Here is a 16,169-nt window from a genome sequence, read left to right as displayed (position 1 = left end):
CGCGCGAGGGCGCTGAGCACCACGCGGACCGCGGGCGTGCTCACGTGAGCGGGCCGGTAGACTCGTCGGGTCAGGCATTCGCCCCGCGGCATCCGCCCGCCGCCGTTCTCTGGAGCTCGCCACTCGTGACCACTGAAGCAACAGCCTCCCCCGCTGCCCCCTCGACCGGCTCGGGGAACGCCACGACTCCGGTGCTCGACACCGTCGAGGTCGCGGCCACCACTCCTGAGAAGGAGCAGCCGTACGCCGCACTGGGCCTGAAGCCCGACGAGTACGAGCGCATCCGCAACATCCTGGGCCGGCGCCCCACGAGCGCCGAGCTCGCGATGTACTCCGTCATGTGGAGCGAGCACTGCTCCTACAAGTCGTCGAAGATCTACCTTCGCCAGTTCGGCAAGAAGGTCACGCCCGAGATGAAGAAGAACCTCATGGTGGGCATGGGCGAGAACGCGGGCGTCATCGACGTCGGCGAGGGCTGGGCGGTCACCTTCAAGATCGAGAGCCACAACCACCCGAGCTACATCGAGCCGTTCCAGGGCGCCGCGACCGGCGTCGGCGGCATCGTGCGCGACATCATCTCGATGGGTGCACGCCCGGTCGCCGTCATGGACGCGCTGCGCTTCGGCGCCATCGACCACCCCGACACCGCGCGCGTCGTGCACGGCGTGGTCTCGGGCATCAGCTTCTACGGCAATTGCCTCGGCCTGCCGAACATCGGCGGCGAGACCTGGTTCGACCCGGTGTACCAGGCGAACCCGCTCGTGAACGCCCTCGCGGTCGGCGTCATGCGCCACGAAGACCTGCACCTCGCCAACGCCAAGGGCGCCGGCAACAAGGTCGTGCTCTTCGGCGCCCGCACGGGCGGCGACGGCATCGGCGGCGCGTCGATCCTCGCGTCCGACAGCTTCGACGAGGGTGGCCCGACCAAGCGCCCCGCGGTGCAGGTCGGCGACCCCTTCGCCGAGAAGGTGCTCATCGAGTGCTGCCTCGAGCTCTTCGCGGGCGACCTCGTCGAGGGCATCCAAGACCTCGGCGCGGCCGGCATCTCGTGCGCGACCTCCGAGCTCGCGTCGAACGGCGACGGCGGCATGGCGATCGTGCTCGACGACGTGCTGCTGCGCGACCCGACGCTCACGCCCGAAGAGATCCTGATGAGCGAGAGCCAGGAGCGCATGATGGCGATCGTGCGCCCCGAGAAGCTCGACGGCTTCCTCGAGGTCGTCAAGAAGTGGGACGTCGAGACGAGCGTGCTCGGCGAGGTCACCGACACGGGTCGCCTGAGCATCATGTGGCACGGCCAGGAGATCGTGAACGTCGACCCGCGCACCGTCGCCGTCGACGGCCCGGTCTACGAGCGTCCCGTCGCCTACCCCACCTGGATCGACGCCCTGCAGGCCGACACGGCCGCGAAGCTCGACCGCCCGGTGACGCCCGAGGGGATCCGCGCGCAGTTCCTGCAGCTCGTCGGCTCGGCGAACCAGGCGGATGCCGCGTGGGTCACGAACCAGTACGACAAGTACGTGCTCGGCAACACGGCCCTCAGCTACCCCGACGACGCTGGCATGGTGCGCGTCGACGAGGAGTCCGGCCTCGGCGTCTCGGTCGCGACCGACGCCAACGGCCGCTACTCGCAGCTCGACCCGCGTCAGGGTGCGAAGCTCGCACTCGCCGAGGCGTACCGCAATGTCGCCGTCTCGGGCGCGGTGCCCGCCGCCGTCTCCGACTGCCTGAACTTCGGCTCCCCCGAGAACCCCGAGGTCATGTGGCAGTTCTCCGAGACGGTCGAAGGCCTCAGCGACGGATGCCTCGAGCTCGGCATCCCCGTGACGGGCGGCAACGTCTCGTTCTACAACCAGACCGGTGACGTGCCGATCCACCCGACGCCCGTGATCGCCGTGCTCGGCGTGATCGACGACGTCGCCCGCCGCATCCCGTCGGGATGGCAGGACGACGGACACAACATCTACCTCCTCGGCGACACCACGCTCGAGCTCGACGGCTCCGCGTGGGCCGGCGTCGTGCACGGCCACCTCGGCGGTCGCCCGCCGGCCGTCGACCTCGCCGGTGAGAAGCGCCTCGCCGAGCTGCTGAACGCGGCGGCGATCGAGGGCCTCATCGACTCGGCGCACGACCTCTCCGACGGCGGCCTCGCGATCGCCCTTGCCGAGGCGGTCGGCCGCTTCGGCCTCGGTGCCCGCGTCGTGCTCGACGAGGTCGCCGGCGACGCCGACATCGACCTCGCCACCGCGCTCTTCTCCGAGTCGACGGGCCGCGTCATCGTGACGGTACCGCGCGAAGACGACGTGAAGTTCCGCGGCCTCTGCGATGGGCGCGACTACCCGGTGCGCCGCATCGGCGTGACCGACGCGACATCCGGAGCCCTCGAGGTGCAGGGACTCTTCACCGTCTCGATCGACGAGCTGCGCGGCATCAACCGCGCGCCGCTCGCCGACGCGTTCGGCCCCATCGTCGGCTACTGACCCGACCGGCTCAGCCGCTGGTCGAGTAGCGAAGCGTATCGAGACCCCGTGACCGAGTCCGAGTCGTACACCGAGGCCTACGCGGCGTCCCATGGTCGCTTCGCGGTCATCCCGGCCGCTTACGTCGTGCTCCGGCGCGGCGACGAGGTGCTGCTGCAGCTGCGCCGCGGCACGGGCTACTTCGACGAGCACTGGGCGTGCGGTGCCGCCGGCCACGTCGAGCAGGGCGAGTCGCTGCTGGCTGCCGCCGCGCGCGAGACTCGCGAGGAACTCGGCGTCGAGCTCGACGAGTCGGCGCTCACCGTGCTGACCGTCATGCACCGCACGGGAGGCGACCCGCACCGCGCGATCGAGGAGCGCATCGACGTGTTCTTCAGCGCGACGGCATGGCGCGGTGAGCCGAGTCTCATGGAGGACAAGGCCGTCGAGCTCCGCTGGTTCCCGCTCGACGCCCTGCCCGATCCCGTGGTGCCGCACGAGCTCGCGATTCTCGAGGCGCTGCGCGACGGCGCCCTCTCCCCGATCACGCCGTACGGATTCTGAGCATGGCCCCCGATTCGTGGCCGCTCGCCCTGATATGGGTGCCGGTCGCGCTGTTCGCCCTCGCGATCGTGGTCGGCATCGTCGTGCGCTGGTTCCGCGCACCGCGTGGCACCCGCTCGCGCCTCCGGCATGCACTCGGGCCGCTCATGAGCGCCGGCGAGAAGTACCAGGAGCTCCATACCGGGCAGCGGGGACTGCAGGACTCGATCATCGAGTCGATCCAGGAGCAGGAGACGCAGGGCTCCGAACGCGGTACCGGGGACGACGATGGGAAGCCCGGTCGGCGAGTTCCATGAGCCGCCGGCGCGAGCGGATGCCGCGGCTCTCGCGGTAGCCTGTCGGCCATGGTGTCGGCGCAACGGCCGACCGGCAGGCGTATGAGAGCGAGACGATGGACGGATTCTTCGTGTGGAACCTCCTCGCGATCATCGTCGGCATCGCGTACCTCGCCGCCATCGTCTGGGTCGTGTCGCTGATCATCCGCAGCGATGAGCTGAACGAACTCGAGCGCTGGATCTGGGCGATCGCGGTGATCTGCTTCCCGCTCGTCGGCTCCATCGTGTGGTTCGCCGCCGGCCCGCACCCGTTCGGCATCCGCATCAGCCGCGACCTCCGGTAGTCGGGCGCAACCCGGCCCAGAGTGCGGCCCATTGCGCGCCGGTGAGCCGGCTCGGCAACACGTCGGCAGCGACACCCGCCGAGCTCAGTAGCCCGCGAACCCGCTCAGCGGGCACCGGCCGCGAGGTGCGGCGGAGGATCTGCGCGAGCCCGCGCCCCTTCCCGCGGTAGACCTCGGCGACGAACGCCTGGTACGCGGAACGGTCTGCCGTCGGCACGAGCGACTCATGGCGCCGCTCGATCGTGAAGACACCGCCGTCGACCGACGGCGCCGGCCTGAACGCCCGAGCCGGCACGCGCTCGTGCAGGCGGAACGTGAACCACGGGTCCCACTGAGCCGTGAGCAGGCTCGAACCGCCCACCCCGCACCGGCGCCGCGCGACCTCCCACTGGGTGAGCAGGATCGCGTCGGTCCAGTGCCCGCGGGCGAGGAGCGATCGCATGATGGCCGTCGTGAGATGGAACGGCACGTTGCCGACGACGACGTGGGGTGCCGCGGGAAACCGCCACGCGAGCGCATCGGCCTCGAGGATCGTCACGTCGGCGTCGTGCTCGAACTCACGACGGAGCGAACCGGCCCGGCGCCCGTCGATCTCGATCGCGGTGAGCGGCCGGCCGAGCGCCGCGAGTTCGCGGGTGATCGCGCCGCTGCCGGCGCCGAGTTCGACGATCGGGCCGCGAGTGGCGGCCGTCAGGGCGACGAACCCGTCGACGACGCGGCGATCGACGAGGAAGTTCTGGCCGAGCTCCTGGCGGCCGCCGAACGCCGGTCGTGCAAGCGCCGACGACGGGATCGGTGCCCGTTGCGAACGGGCGGACCGACCGGAACGGGAGGCAGAAGACGAGAAGGGAAGAGAAGAAGGGTTGTGCGTACGCAATGAGAACTCCGCTGGCGAGGATCGTCAGCCGGGCGCGCCGAACGGGCACCGCGGCCAGGGTCGTCATGGCCGAGGCGGAGGGACGCGTGTGATGGTTCGGTCGCTCCGCCTCAGGCGGTGCGGGGCCGAATGATCAGTGCGGAGAATTTGCAGGACACGATCGTCGACCCTAGCAAACGGGAACGCGACGTCAACAGCTCAGGCGCCCGACGGCGGATTCACGAGCAGCTCCACACGGTCGGCGAGGTAGCGATCGAGCGGCGTCAGAGCATCGGGCTGCGCCGGGTTCCAGCGCACGAACAGCGCGTCGCCGACCACCACGAGCGGTCCGGATGCCGCGGCGTGCACGAGCTCGTCGGGGTCGACGGGTACGGCACCGAAGTTCACCGTCTCGCCCTCGGCGAAGCCGCCCTTCACGGCGGCCGCGGCGAAGGCACGCTGCTCGGCGATCGACGCGGCGGGAGCGCTCCGCCGCACGGGGCGTTCGGCACGAACGACCCGGCCGGTCGCGAAGAGCCGTCCGTCGGGGTCGACGAGCAGCACGCCGAGGCGCCAGACCCGGCCGAGCGGCGTCATCCGGGCCGCACGCGGAACGCCGAGGGTGCGTCGCTCGGGCACGTACTCGGCGAGCGCCTCGTCGCGAGCATCGTGACGCCCGAGTTCGGCCGCGGCTGTGGCGCCCGCGGCGTCAAGTGTCTGCAGCACGGCCGAAGACCCGGTCGACCGAGCCGACGGCGGCTCCGAGGCATCCGTCATCGCGAACGCCCGATGAGCTCCAGCAGCGCGAGGCCGTACGCCTCGGCCACATCGGGGTGCTCGAACCGGCGGGTCTCGCCGCCGAGCTCGATCTCGACCTCGAACGCGTCGTCGAGGCGTCGGAGCGCCCGGAAGGTCGCCCGCAGCAACTCCCGCAGCTGGTCTTCGCGCGGCAGCCAGACGGCGTCTCCGACCGACACCGAGTCGAGCGCCCACTCGGTCGTGCCGTTGAAGCCGAGCACCGTGTCGGTCGAGAACGCCTGCGGCTCGATCGTCATCTCGCTGACGGTGAACACCTCGGCCTCGACTTCGGATTCGACGGTGTCGGGCAGGTCGAGTGCGAAGCGGTCGCCCGACTCGGGGGTCCACACGAGTCCGGCGTCCCGCAGCGCGAGGGCGAGCTCGCGACCGATCACGGGGCGCTCGCCGGCACCGCGACGCTGTAGTCGGCGTCGACGAGGATCGGCATGTGATCGGATGACCCCCGCGCGAGCGTCTCGACGCCGGCGATGTCGAGACCGACCGAGGTCGCGAGATCGAAGTGACCGCGGAAGAACTTGTACCGCGTATACGTGCGCTTGTCGCTGAGCGTCAGGTCGTAGCCCGAGTCGCGCACCTTCTCGCCGAGGTTCTCCTTGAAGATCGGGTAGTTGTAGTCGCCGACCATGAGGGTGGGCAGGCCGGGGCCGAGGAACTGGAGCTCACCGAGGGCCGACTTGATCTGGTGGCGTCGCAGCGAGTTCAGCGCGGTCAACGGTGCCGCGTGGAACGAGGCGACGATCAGCTCGCGCTGCGCCTCGTTGTCGAAGAGCCGCACACCGATGAGGCGCTCGTGCGCGGGCCGCAGCAGCCGGTCGTGCAACGACTTCTTCAGTGCGAAGGCCTGGATGCGCACCGCCCGGAACCGCTCGGCGTCGTAGTACAGCGCGAGGCCGAGCCGGTTGCGCTGGGTCGCATCGGCGAGCTGCAGATCGTGGATCTGCTGCGGCAGGTCTTGCGTGTCGCACTCCTGCAGGCAGAGGATGTCGGGCGAGTAGCGCTCGACGAGGCCGACGAGCTCGCCACTCGCCCGGTGCTTGCGGAGGTTGTAGCTGATCACGCGCATGGTTCGATCAGCCTACGTCCCCCGGCTCCCGTCGGCCCCAGAATCTCGGATCAGATCAGACGGCGACCGGGCGCCACGCCGACGCGCACGTGCAGTCCCGTCGCGGCCTCCTCGAGCGCGAGGTCGAGTTCGGCGAGCGGATGCGTCGCCCCCACGAGCTCCTCGAAGGGCAGCTGCTGCCATGCCCGCTCGAGGAACGCGACCGCGCGCTCGAGCTGCACCGCCGTGTAGTTGTGCACACCGGTCACGGTGGCGAGGCGCCGCACGATCGTCTCGGGGTCGAGGCTCACCTCCGACCCGGGCGACACGCTGCCGACGAGCACGGCGACGCCGCCGACCCCGATGACGTCGAGCACGGTGCGCACCGCTGCCGCCGTGCCCGAGGCTTCGATCGCCACCAGCACCTCGGTGAGCCCGCGCTCCGCGAAGCGGGCGAGCACGGCGTCGAGTCGTTCGGGCGCGGCGCCGCGGGCGAGCGGGTCGACCGTGACGGCGCCGAGCCGCCGGGCGAACGCGCGCCGCGAGGCATCCGGGTCCGCGACGATGACCTCGGCGCCCGCCTCGACGGCCATTGCCGCGACCGACAGCCCGATCATGCCCGCCCCCGTCACGAGCAGGAGGGCTCCGTCGAGTTCGACCCGCGCCGCAGCGGCGTCGAGGGCGGCGACCGCGGTGGCCGTCGCGCACGAGGCGGGCGCGGCGATGGCTGCAGGCAGCGTCTCGCTCACACGCACCGTCGCGGTACCGGCGCGCAACTGCACGTGGGTGGCGAATCCGCCCGACAGCTCCCAGCCGCGGTGCACTCGCTCATGTCCGTACTTGGCGAGCGTGCGACACTTCTGGGCGAGCCCCCTGCGGCACCGGTCGCAGTCGCCGCAACTGACCGTGACCGACCAGACGACGCGATCGCCGAGTTCGAGCGGCGTGCCGTCGGCCCGCACGGCGCCGTCGCCCAGGGCGACGACGCGGCCGACCTGCTCGTGCCCGAGCACGAGCGGTGCAGGCGCCGAGCGGTGACCGCTCACGGTGTGCACGTCGGAGCCGCAGATCGTGGCGAGCTCGACCTCGACGAGCGCCTCCCCCGGCGCGAGCCGGACTCCGGGCGCCGCGAGCGCCTCGTGCGGCCGACCCGGTTCGTACCAGACCATGGCGATGGGCGAGGGCTTGACGATGATGTCGAGCTCTCCGACCCGCTCGACGGTGTGCATGGTCACGCCGCTACTCGCCGCGGAGGCCGAGCAGCGCGGGCAGCTCGGTGATGCTGTCGATGACGGCGTCGGCGCCGGCGGCCTCGAGCGCCTCCCGGTCGTGGGCCCCGCTCAGCACGCCGACGACGAAACCGGCACCGGCGTTGACACCAGACAAGACATCGCTCGCGGTGTCGCCCACGACGACCATCGCGTCGACCGCGCTCGCGCCCGTGCGCAGCAGCGCAGTGAGCGGCATGTCGGGATGCGGACGGCCGCGGCCGGCATCGGCCGGCGACAGCACGGCGTCGGCGAGATCGTGCCAGCCGAGCGCGTCGATGATCGCGTCGCGGGTCACGGGCGAGAAACCGGTCGTGAGCACGACGGATGCCCCGGCGGCGCGCAGCTCCCTGATCACGTCCGCCGCGCCCGCGATCTCGGCGACGCCCTCGCTCGCGACGAGCTCCGCGTACGCGCCCTCGAACGCCGAGTTGCCACGCTGGGCGGCGTCTTCGTCGCCGTCGGCGAGCACGCGGAAGACGTCGATCTTCGACTGGCCCATCGTGTCGCGCACGTACTGGAGGGCGGCCTCGAAGGCCTCGCCGGTCGCGATGCCGCTGCGCTCCGCGGCGAGTGCGAACGCCCGCTCGACGACGCCGTCGTCGGCGACGGTCGTGCCGGCCATGTCGAGCACGATCAGCTCGATGTCGCCCGACTCGTCGTCGTCGTCGAGGTCGTCGTCGTCGAGCTCCTCGAGCTGCTCGTCGAGCTGCTCCGCAGCAAGCGCACGAGCTCCGGGAGCACCCGTCTCGGAGAGTTCGGCCAGCTCGTCGCGCTCGGCGAGTTCGTCGTCGGAGAGGAGGGTGGAGGGGTTCGCGGTCATGATGCGCCTTTCTGCAGGGTGGTCGTGGGCGCCGAGCCGAAGCCCGACAGGTCGGCGGCAGCGTCGCCGGCGGCGGGCTGGCCGCCGGCGGGCTCGTCGGAGAAGCCGGCGACGACGTGCTCGGCGAGCCCGAGGCCCGTCGTCATGCCGATGCCGGTCGTGGCGGCGACGAGGTGCACGCCGGGTTCGACCTCCTCGATGAGGAAGTCGTCGGGCCCGCTCGCGTAGACGCCCTGCCACCGCTCGACGACGCGCAGCGCCTCGATGCCGAAGAGCGAACGCGTCTCCTCGAGCATCGCCTCGAAGGCGAACTCGGGCTGGAACGGCGGCACGGTGATGCCACGGGCATGCGTGTCGCCGACGACGAGCGTGCCGTCCGGCAGCCGCGTGTACATCTGGTTCAGGTCGAGCGCGGCGAGGTCGGGCCGCTCGGCGTGCAGCCGCTCGCGCAGGGTCGCGGCGGCCGGGGTGGCCGCGAAGGCGCCGTAGCGCACGAGCGACCAGCCGGTGAGGAGCGGTGCGGCCAGCGGCATCCGCAGCTCTGCCGTGACGCGCAGCATGTCGAGCGCGCAGCGCACGATGCCGTGCCGCTCGGCGACCTCGGGGTAGAGCAGGTCGATGTCGTGGTTCACCGCGACGATCACGCGGTCGGCGTCGATCGGGCCGCGGCTGGTCTCGACGCGGCCCGGACGCACGGCGCCGACCGCCGTGCGGCGGCGGAACTCGACGCCCTCGCGCTCGAGGTGCGCAGCGATCGCGGCGACGGCCTGACGGGGATTCGCCTGCAGGTCGCGCGGGAGGAACGCGCCGCCGACGGCCGTGCCCCGGGCGAGCGGCATCCGCTCTTCGGCCTCGGCCGCCGTGAGCAGTTCGACCTCGCCACCGCGCGTCTCGGCGAGGTCGCGGAGCACCGCGAGCTCGTCGCCGCGGCGGGCGGCCACGAGGGTGCCCGATTCGCGCAGCCACACGCCGGCATCCGGGGCGAGCCCGAGCCAGAGTTCGCGGGAGGTGAGTGCGAACTCGCGGGCGAGTCCGGCCTGCGGGGTGAAGCACAGGTGCCCGAAATTGCGAACGGATGCCCCGGCGGGCTCGCTGCCCCGTTCGATCACGACGACCCGGAGCCCCCGGCGATGTGCGGCGAGCGCGGCACCGAGTCCGACGATGCCCGAGCCGACGACGGCGACGTCGAATGCCGCGCTCACTTGAACACCCGCCGCATCCACATCGCGATGCCCTCGACGATCAGCACCGTGACGAGGATCATCAGCACGATCGCGGTCACGACCGCGTAGTTCGAGCCCTGCCCGGCGTTCAGCAGGTAGTAGCCGATGCCGCCGCCGCCGACGATGCCGAGGATCGTCGCCGCGCGGATGTTCGTGTCGAGCAGGTAGAAGCTGTGGCCGATGAGCGCCCGCGTGCCCTGGGGCAGCGTCGCCGAGGCGTAGACCTGACCGCGGCTCGCACCGGTGGCGCGCAGTGCACGCTCGGGCCCGGGCTTCACCTCCTCGAAGGAGTCGGCGATGAGCTTGCCGAGCAGGCCGATGCCGCCGAACGCGAGGGCCAGCGTGCCCGCCTGGCTGCCGAGGCCCGTGATCACGATGAGCACGATCGCGAGGATCACCTCGGGGATGCCGCGGATCACGACGAGCAGCAGTCGCATCGATGTACGCACGGTGCCGTTCGGGGCGACGTTGCGAGCGGCGAGCGAGCCGACGAACACCGAGACGACGAACGCGAGGAGGGTGGCGGCGAGGGCGATGCCGATCGTCTGCGCCATCGCGCCGAACATCGTCGCAGCGTCGTAGTTGCCGAAGCTCGGCGGCCAGAACTGCACGGCGATCTCGGGCACCTTGGCCCAGAAGGTGATGAGGTCGCCCCACTGGATGTTGCAGACGAGCACGCTGCCGACGACGACCGCGAACGCGAGCCAGCCCCAGACGGTGTTGCGGATGCGCACGGCGTCCCACGGGCGGCGGAGCGCCGCGTCGAGGTCGTGCGACACCGCCGGTCGAGCGACCGGCGTGGTCTCGACACCGCGCTTCGCGCCGGCTCGACCGGCGAGGCGCACGACCCGGTCACCCAGGCCGCGCCCGGTCGGCGCGCCGCCGAGCATGGCCTGGCGCACGACGCTCGAGACGATCTCCATGACGACGCAGAGCGCGAACATCACGAGCGCGATGCCGAGGCCCTCCGAGTAGTTCAGCGACTTGAAGGCGAACGACATCTCCATGCCGAGGCCGACGACGCCGACGTAGCCGAGCACGACGGATCCGCGCAGGTTGATGTCGTTGCGGTGCAGCACGGTCGCGACCCACGACGGCAGCACCTGCGGCAGGATGCCGCTCGTGAATTCCTGCAGCTTCGAGCCGCCGGCGGCGCGGATGGCGCGGCGCGGGCCCTCGTCGATCTGCTCGATGGCGTCGGCGAAGAGCTTCGCGATCATGCCGATCGAGTGGATGCCGATCGCGAGGATGCCGGGCAGCGACCCGAGCGAGAACATGAGCACGAAGACCATCGCGAGCACGACGTCGGGGATCGCACGGGTCAGCACCGTGACGAAGCGACCGAACGCCTGCCAGCCCCGGCCCGGCGTCGTGTTCGACGCGGCGAGGTAGGCGATCGGCACGGAGATCACCGCGGCGAGGAGCGTGCCGCAGAGCACGAGGCCGATCGTGAGGGCGGTCAGGTAGACGAGCTCGCCCGGCTCGGGGAAGGTGATGGTGCCGACGCGGGCGAAGAACCGCTCGGCGTTGCCCCAGCTCTCGATCATGCTCGGGATCGAGATGCCCGAGTCGGCGAGGGCGATGACGGATGCCACGACGATCGCACCGAGCGCGAGGATCGCGGCAATGCGCTCCGGCGAGACGCGGCGGCGGGGCGCGCGATCGGCGATCGACGGCGAGGGTGCGGGCGGCGGGGCCGACGGAGCCGGCGGCGTCGCGGTGATGAGGCTCATGAGCGCAGCGCGCCGTCGGCGAGGTGGGTCTCGGCGGCGGCGTCTGCCGCGGCATCCGACAGCTCGACCTCGATCGCCTCGAGTTCGGTGGTCGACGTCGCGACCCGGCCGTAGATCTCCATGACCTCGGCCTTGGAGAGCCCCTCGGCGGGGGTGTCGAGCACGACCTCGCCATGGCGGAGGCCGACGATGCGGTCGCCCCACGAGAGCGCGAGGTCGACCTGGTGCAGGCTGCAGACGACGGTGAGGCCCTCGTCCATCGCGATCTCGCGGATGAGCGACATGACCTGCTCGCTCGACTCCGGGTCGAGCGAGGCGACGGGCTCGTCGGCGAGGAGGATTTCGGGGTCCTGCATGAGGGCGCGTGCGATGGCGACGCGCTGCTGCTGGCCGCCCGAGAGGGTGTCGGCGCGCTGGTAGGCCCGGTCGAGGAGGCCGACCCGGTCGAGGTGGCCGAGGGCCGTGAGCTTCAGCCGCTTGGGGTAGCTCCAGAGTCCGATGCGCGGTCCGCGCAGCTCGGAGAGCGCGCCGGTCAGCACGTTCTCGAGCACCGTCAGCGAGGGCACGAGGTCGAACTGCTGGAAGACGAAGCCCATGCGGCTGCGCAGGGCCCGGAGGCGCCGCCCCGTGAGGCGCGGCACCTCCTGGCCGAGCACGCGCACGGAACCGGAGGTCGGGGTCTCGAGCCCGTCGAGGTGCCGCAGCAGCGTCGACTTGCCCGAGCCCGAGAGCCCGAGGAGCACCACGATCTCCCCCCGCGCGACCGTGAGCGACGCCCCCTGCAGCGCCACGGTGCGGCCGAACTCCTTCGTGAGTCCGGAGACGTCGATGACGACTGAATCCTCGTTGCCGACTTGGGTGCTCATGCGGTGCTCCGTGTTCCCTGTTCCGTGCTTCTTCGACCGTGGTCAGTGCCGAGGCGTCAGCCCTGGCACTGCTCCGCGTTCGTCTTCTCGCAGATGTCGCGGATGGTGTCGTAGTACTCGTCGTCGACCGGCGACGTTGCGAAGAACACGCTGCGGAAGCCGTCGCTGTCGGCGCTGTCGATGCCGGCGGCGATGATCTCGTCGATCGTGACCTCGCTGAGGATGTCGGTGAGCTGCGTCTGCAGCTCTTCGGGCAGCGTGTTCGACATGACGATCGGGGCGCCGGGGACCATGGTCTCCGAGATGACCTCGACCTTGTCGCTCTTCTCGACTTCGCTGTCCTCGGCGAAGCCGGCCTCGCACTCGACGCCCTCACCGGTCTTGGTGACCGAGACGTCGTGCTTGCCCGCGAACACCGGCGTGACGTCGGTCTCGGGGTCGATGCCCTCGTTCAGCAGGTTGTAGCTCGGGAACAGGTAGCCCGAGGTCGACGACGGGTCGACGAAGCAGACCTTCTTGCCCTTGAAGCCGGCGAGGTCGGTGATGTCGCTGCCCTTGGGCACGATCGCCTGCGAGAAGTAGCCGGGCTCCTGGCCCTCCTCGGTGATGATCGAGGAGATCGGGGTGAGGGCGGCGCCGTTGTTGGTGGCGGTCACGTAGGTGAAGCCCGAGAACGAGGCGACGTCGATCTTGCCGGCGACGGCGGCCTCGATGAGCGCGGCGTAGTCGGTGGACTCGTGGTACTCGACCGTCTTGCCGGTCTCCTCCGCGATGTAGTCCATGAGGGGCTGGTAGTTCGTCTCGGTGTCGACCGAGTCGGGAACGACGCCGAAGACGAGCGTGTTCTCGTCGACGGCGAAGGTGCCGGCCGAGGCATCCGCGGCCGTGTCGTCAGCCGTGGAGGGCGACGAACATGCAGCGAGGCCGACGGTGAGCAGGGCCGCTGCGGCGATCGCGGGCCAAGCCTTGGTGTTGAGCTTCATCGGAAACCTTTCATGACCGCTGCGCCCGGTGCAGGCGCATGCTGTGTGTGTTCCGTTGCCCCAACGTAGGCAGCCGCCGCCAACGAGCGACGGCTGCATGGTTACCGGAAGGTGAACCACAGGCGGCGGCTCCGTGCCCGCTGTTCGAGCAGGTTCCGCCGTGGGTCCACGACGGGTCGTCGCGCCGTCGCGGTCCGGCGATGCGGCGGCACGGCGATTCGGCGATTCGGCGGAGTCGCTGCGTCGACTTCACCTGCAGTTCACCCGGGCGGGCGAGACTTCACCGCATGCCAGAGACGAGGTTCCGTCAGATCGCCGAGCTGCTGGCGGCGGAGTTCGCCGAGCTGCCGCCGGGCACCAAGGTAGCCGGGGAGCACGAGATCGCCGAGCGGTTCGGCGTCGGCCGCGCCGCTGCGCGCGCCGCGATGCAGGAACTCCAGCGACGGATGCTCGTGCGCCGGATCAAGGGCGGCGGCACCTACACCGCGAAGCGGATCGACTACATCATCTCGGCGGATCGGGCTCCGTCGTGGAGCCGCACCGTGCGAGAGGCGGGGGCGGTGCCGCGCAGCATCGTGCTGTCCTGCGAGCCGCTGAAGATGCCGATCGATGTCGCGAGCCACCTCGGCCGGCCCGCCGGCGAGTCGGCCTACCGGCTCCGGCGCCGCTCGTTCACCGACGACCTGCCGGCATCGTGGGGCGACGAGTGGGTGCCGTTCGACGTGCTCCCGCAGCTGCCGACGGCGATCCGCCACGAGACGTCGCTGCACGAGATCCTGCGGCAGATGGCCGCTGCCTCGCCGGAGCGCGCATCGTCGCGCGCAAGCATCGAGGTCGCCGGGGACGATGTCGCCGACGGCCTCGAGTGCGCGACCGGCGACCCGGTCTGGCTCGTCGAGAGCGTCAACCGCGACGGGGTCACCGGCCGGCTCCTGTGCTTCACCCGCCGGTGGATCCGCGCCGATGCCATGCGCGTCGTGTTCGAGCTCGGCGGGCACGTCCCGCCGGAAGGGGCGTCGGCGTGACGACCGCGGTGGCGGCCGGGACGGCAGCGAGCGTCGCTGCGACGGCGAAGCGCACGGATGCCTCGGGGTGGCCGCTCGGCCGTCCGCCTGCCGACTACGTGCTCGGCCACGTGCGGGCGGTGCTGCCCGACCGGATCGTCGACGATGCCCGCATCGTGGTGCGCTCGGGGATCATCGAGGCCATCGAGCCGCACCCACCGGGCGGGGGCGCCGATGTCGACGGCCGCGGCGCCATGTGCCTGCCGGGTCTCGTCGACGTGCACGGCGACGCCGTGGGCCGCGAGCTGCGACCGAGGCCCGGTGCGTCGGTTCCGGTGGGCTTCGCGCTCGCCGCCGCGGAGGGTCGCGTTCGTGCGGCCGGCATCACGACGGCGTTCCAGGGCGTCGCGTTCCAGGAGCGGAGCGCGGTCGGCCTGCCGATCGGCTCGCCGCCGGCCGAGCACGTCGCCGATGCGATCGACGCCGTGGGGTCTTCTGCGATGCAGATCCTGCATCGCGTCGACGTGCGCTGCGCGGTCGGCGCTGCCGCCCTCGACTCGCGGATCGCCGCGGCTGGCGATCGTGTACTCGTCGTCTCGCACGAAGACCACACGCCCGGGCAGGGCCAGTACGCCGACCCCGCCACCATGCACCGGTGGATGGTCGAGGGCGAGGGGATGTCGCCAGAGGAGGCGGCGACGCATGTGGAATGGTGGCGCTCATCGAGGGACGACCGCACCGAGGTCGGGCACCGAACACTCGCGTGGCTCGGCGAGCTCGCGCGGGCCGGGCGCATCCGGCTGTTCGGCCACGACCCCGCGACCCGCCAGGACGTCGACGAACTCGTCGACCGCGGCGGCGCCGTGGCGGAGTTCCCGACGACGCTCGAGGCGGCCGCGCACGCACGGCGCCGCGGCCTCCTGGTCGTCGCCGGCGCCCCGAACGCGATGCGAGGCGGCTCGCACGCCGGCAACGTCTCAGCCGGTGAGCTGATCGCGGCCGGCCTCGTCGACGCGCTCGCCTCGGACTACCTGCCCGACGCCCAGCTCGGCGCGGTCGTGCGACTCGCCGCCGACGGCTCGTGCTCATTGCCCGCGGCCGTCGGCCTCGTGACGAGCGGTCCCGCCGCGGCGGTCGGGCTCGGCGACCGGGGCGCGATCGGGCCCGGCCTTCGTGCCGACCTCGTGCTCGCCGACCTCGACGGCGCCTGGCCGCGCGTGCTCGCGACGCTGACCGCGTAGCTGCGGCGGCCGCGGCCGCGTCGACTCGTCGTCGCCGTGTGACGATCCGTTGCGCCGGGTGACACGCCGCGAGCAGTCCGCCTCGCTCGCCCCATATCGTTCGGGCATGATACTCCTCGACGACACCGCCACGACCGTCTTCCCGCCTGCGGAGCGTGCAGAGCGGCTCGCCGCAGCCGGCGCCGCATGGGCCGACCGCATCGAGCGCACTCCCGACGCCGCCCACCTCACCTACACCGTGACCGGCCGCGGCACCGGTGCCGTCGCGACCGCGATCACCGCCGGCCGCCACCGCTTCGAGGTCGACGAGCCCGCCGCCCTCGCCGGCGACGACGTGGCCGCGAGCCCCGTTGAGTATGCCCTCGCCGCGCTCATCTCCTGCCAGATCGTGGTCTACCGCCTGTACGCCGGCGCTCTCGGTATCCAGGTCGACGACATCGAGATCACGGCCGAGGGCGACCTCGACGCACGCAAGCTGTTCGGCATCGACGAGTCGGTGCGGGCCGGCTTCAGCCAGGTGCGACTCGTCGTGAACCTCCGTGGCCCCGAGAGCGCCGACCGCTACGAGACGCTCCGCGAGACCGTCGACGCGCACTGCCCGGTGCTCGATCTCTTCCAGAACCCCGTGCCGACGACCGTGGTGCTCAGCTGAGCCGGCGTACCGGCCCT

Annotated in this window: 17 protein-coding genes; 7 read left to right on the top strand and 10 right to left on the bottom strand. The window is 71.4% G+C overall.

Annotated features, from left to right (window positions below; all coding sequences use genetic code 11):
* Positions 1–191 precede the first annotated feature (191 nt).
* The 4 genes from purL to ESP57_RS12485 all read left to right on the top strand — a co-directional run bounded on the left by purL (position 192) and on the right by ESP57_RS12485 (position 3,642).
* Positions 192–2,480 (top strand): phosphoribosylformylglycinamidine synthase subunit PurL, encoded by a 2,289-nt coding sequence (purL, locus tag ESP57_RS12500; RefSeq protein ID WP_243648551.1) that lies wholly within the window; start codon positions 192–194, stop codon positions 2,478–2,480.
* 48 nt (positions 2,481–2,528) lie between these two features.
* On the top strand, positions 2,529–3,023 hold the full coding sequence (locus tag ESP57_RS12495; protein WP_129231823.1) for an NUDIX hydrolase: 495 nt from the start codon (positions 2,529–2,531) through the stop codon (positions 3,021–3,023).
* A 2-nt stretch (positions 3,024–3,025) separates the two neighbouring features.
* The gene (locus ESP57_RS12490; RefSeq protein ID WP_129231822.1) at positions 3,026–3,319 is read left to right on the top strand and encodes a hypothetical protein; all 294 of its coding nucleotides are present in this window, start codon (positions 3,026–3,028) and stop codon (positions 3,317–3,319) included.
* Positions 3,320–3,414: 95 nt separating this feature from the next.
* The gene (locus tag ESP57_RS12485; RefSeq protein ID WP_129231821.1) at positions 3,415–3,642 is read left to right on the top strand and encodes a PLDc N-terminal domain-containing protein; all 228 of its coding nucleotides are present in this window, start codon (positions 3,415–3,417) and stop codon (positions 3,640–3,642) included.
* Here the strand turns inward: ESP57_RS12485 and erm are convergent.
* The 10 genes from erm to ESP57_RS12435 form a co-directional block, all read right to left on the bottom strand.
* Positions 3,623–4,435: a 23S ribosomal RNA methyltransferase Erm gene (gene erm, locus ESP57_RS12480; RefSeq protein WP_129232157.1), complete on the bottom strand. Its 813-nt coding sequence runs from the start codon at positions 4,433–4,435 to the stop codon at positions 3,623–3,625. The genes ESP57_RS12485 and erm overlap by 20 nt on opposite strands.
* A 282-nt stretch (positions 4,436–4,717) precedes the next feature.
* Positions 4,718–5,224 carry a hypothetical protein gene (locus tag ESP57_RS12475; RefSeq protein ID WP_129231820.1) on the bottom strand — a complete coding sequence of 169 codons (507 nt, stop codon included), beginning with the start codon at positions 5,222–5,224 and terminating at the stop codon, positions 4,718–4,720.
* A gap of 47 nt (positions 5,225–5,271) precedes the next feature.
* On the bottom strand, positions 5,272–5,691 hold the full coding sequence (locus ESP57_RS12470) for a hypothetical protein (RefSeq protein ID WP_056012080.1): 420 nt from the start codon (positions 5,689–5,691) through the stop codon (positions 5,272–5,274).
* Positions 5,688–6,380: an endonuclease/exonuclease/phosphatase family protein gene (locus ESP57_RS12465; RefSeq protein ID WP_056012083.1), complete on the bottom strand. Its 693-nt coding sequence runs from the start codon at positions 6,378–6,380 to the stop codon at positions 5,688–5,690. The genes ESP57_RS12470 and ESP57_RS12465 overlap by 4 nt, the downstream gene beginning before the upstream one ends.
* 50 nt (positions 6,381–6,430) lie before the next feature.
* The gene (locus ESP57_RS12460) at positions 6,431–7,588 is read right to left on the bottom strand and encodes an alcohol dehydrogenase catalytic domain-containing protein (RefSeq protein WP_129232156.1); all 1,158 of its coding nucleotides are present in this window, start codon (positions 7,586–7,588) and stop codon (positions 6,431–6,433) included.
* Positions 7,589–7,598: 10 nt separating this feature from the next.
* A complete protein-coding gene (locus ESP57_RS12455) occupies positions 7,599–8,450 on the bottom strand; it encodes a phosphonatase-like hydrolase (RefSeq protein ID WP_129231819.1) in 852 nt (283 codons plus the stop codon).
* Complete coding sequence (locus ESP57_RS12450) at positions 8,447–9,652, bottom strand: TIGR03364 family FAD-dependent oxidoreductase (RefSeq protein WP_129231818.1); 1,206 nt, start codon at positions 9,650–9,652, stop codon at positions 8,447–8,449. The genes ESP57_RS12455 and ESP57_RS12450 overlap by 4 nt, the downstream gene beginning before the upstream one ends.
* Positions 9,649–11,406, bottom strand: coding sequence for a phosphonate ABC transporter, permease protein PhnE (gene phnE, locus ESP57_RS12445; RefSeq protein WP_129231817.1), 1,758 nt, complete (start codon positions 11,404–11,406; stop codon positions 9,649–9,651). The genes ESP57_RS12450 and phnE overlap by 4 nt, the downstream gene beginning before the upstream one ends.
* Positions 11,403–12,272 carry a phosphonate ABC transporter ATP-binding protein gene (gene phnC / locus ESP57_RS12440; protein WP_056012091.1) on the bottom strand — a complete coding sequence of 290 codons (870 nt, stop codon included), beginning with the start codon at positions 12,270–12,272 and terminating at the stop codon, positions 11,403–11,405. Before phnC ends, phnE begins: the two co-directional genes overlap by 4 nt.
* A gap of 56 nt (positions 12,273–12,328) precedes the next feature.
* On the bottom strand, positions 12,329–13,255 hold the full coding sequence (locus ESP57_RS12435) for a phosphate/phosphite/phosphonate ABC transporter substrate-binding protein (protein WP_056012093.1): 927 nt from the start codon (positions 13,253–13,255) through the stop codon (positions 12,329–12,331).
* A 287-nt stretch (positions 13,256–13,542) separates the two neighbouring features.
* Here ESP57_RS12435 and ESP57_RS12430 point away from each other — a divergent pair, with 287 nt between their 5' ends.
* The 3 genes from ESP57_RS12430 (at position 13,543) to ESP57_RS12420 (ending at position 16,152) form a co-directional block, all read left to right on the top strand.
* Entirely contained in the window at positions 13,543–14,280 is a 738-nt protein-coding gene (locus ESP57_RS12430; RefSeq protein ID WP_056012096.1) for a GntR family transcriptional regulator, read from the top strand.
* A complete protein-coding gene (locus ESP57_RS12425) occupies positions 14,277–15,500 on the top strand; it encodes an alpha-D-ribose 1-methylphosphonate 5-triphosphate diphosphatase (protein WP_235507755.1) in 1,224 nt (407 codons plus the stop codon). The genes ESP57_RS12430 and ESP57_RS12425 overlap by 4 nt, the downstream gene beginning before the upstream one ends.
* Before the next feature lie 106 nt (positions 15,501–15,606).
* The gene (locus ESP57_RS12420) at positions 15,607–16,152 is read left to right on the top strand and encodes an OsmC family protein (protein ID WP_129231816.1); all 546 of its coding nucleotides are present in this window, start codon (positions 15,607–15,609) and stop codon (positions 16,150–16,152) included.
* Positions 16,153–16,169: the final 17 nt, after the last annotated feature.

The sequence above is a fragment of the Agromyces fucosus genome (assembly GCF_004134865.1).
GTDB lineage: Bacteria > Actinomycetota > Actinomycetes > Actinomycetales > Microbacteriaceae > Agromyces > Agromyces fucosus.
This window is presented reverse-complemented; position numbering and strand designations above follow the sequence as displayed.

Bases quoted from the DNA above. Each gene is read 5' to 3' on its own strand.
- ESP57_RS12485 (WP_129231821.1), top strand. From the start codon at position 3,415: ATGGACGGATTCTTCGTGTGGAACCTCCTCGCGATCATCGTCGGCATC.
- ESP57_RS12430 (WP_056012096.1), top strand. From the start codon at position 13,543: ATGCCAGAGACGAGGTTCCGTCAGATCGCCGAGCTGCTGGCGGCGGAG.
- ESP57_RS12435 (WP_056012093.1), bottom strand. From the start codon at position 13,255: ATGAAGCTCAACACCAAGGCTTGGCCCGCGATCGCCGCAGCGGCCCTG.
- ESP57_RS12465 (WP_056012083.1), bottom strand. From the start codon at position 6,380: ATGCGCGTGATCAGCTACAACCTCCGCAAGCACCGGGCGAGTGGCGAG.
- ESP57_RS12455 (WP_129231819.1), bottom strand. From the start codon at position 8,450: ATGACCGCGAACCCCTCCACCCTCCTCTCCGACGACGAACTCGCCGAG.
- ESP57_RS12420 (WP_129231816.1), top strand. From the start codon at position 15,607: ATGATACTCCTCGACGACACCGCCACGACCGTCTTCCCGCCTGCGGAG.
- phnC (WP_056012091.1), bottom strand. From the start codon at position 12,272: ATGAGCACCCAAGTCGGCAACGAGGATTCAGTCGTCATCGACGTCTCC.
- phnE (WP_129231817.1), bottom strand. From the start codon at position 11,406: ATGAGCCTCATCACCGCGACGCCGCCGGCTCCGTCGGCCCCGCCGCCC.
- ESP57_RS12490 (WP_129231822.1), top strand. From the start codon at position 3,026: ATGGCCCCCGATTCGTGGCCGCTCGCCCTGATATGGGTGCCGGTCGCG.
- ESP57_RS12460 (WP_129232156.1), bottom strand. From the start codon at position 7,588: ATGCACACCGTCGAGCGGGTCGGAGAGCTCGACATCATCGTCAAGCCC.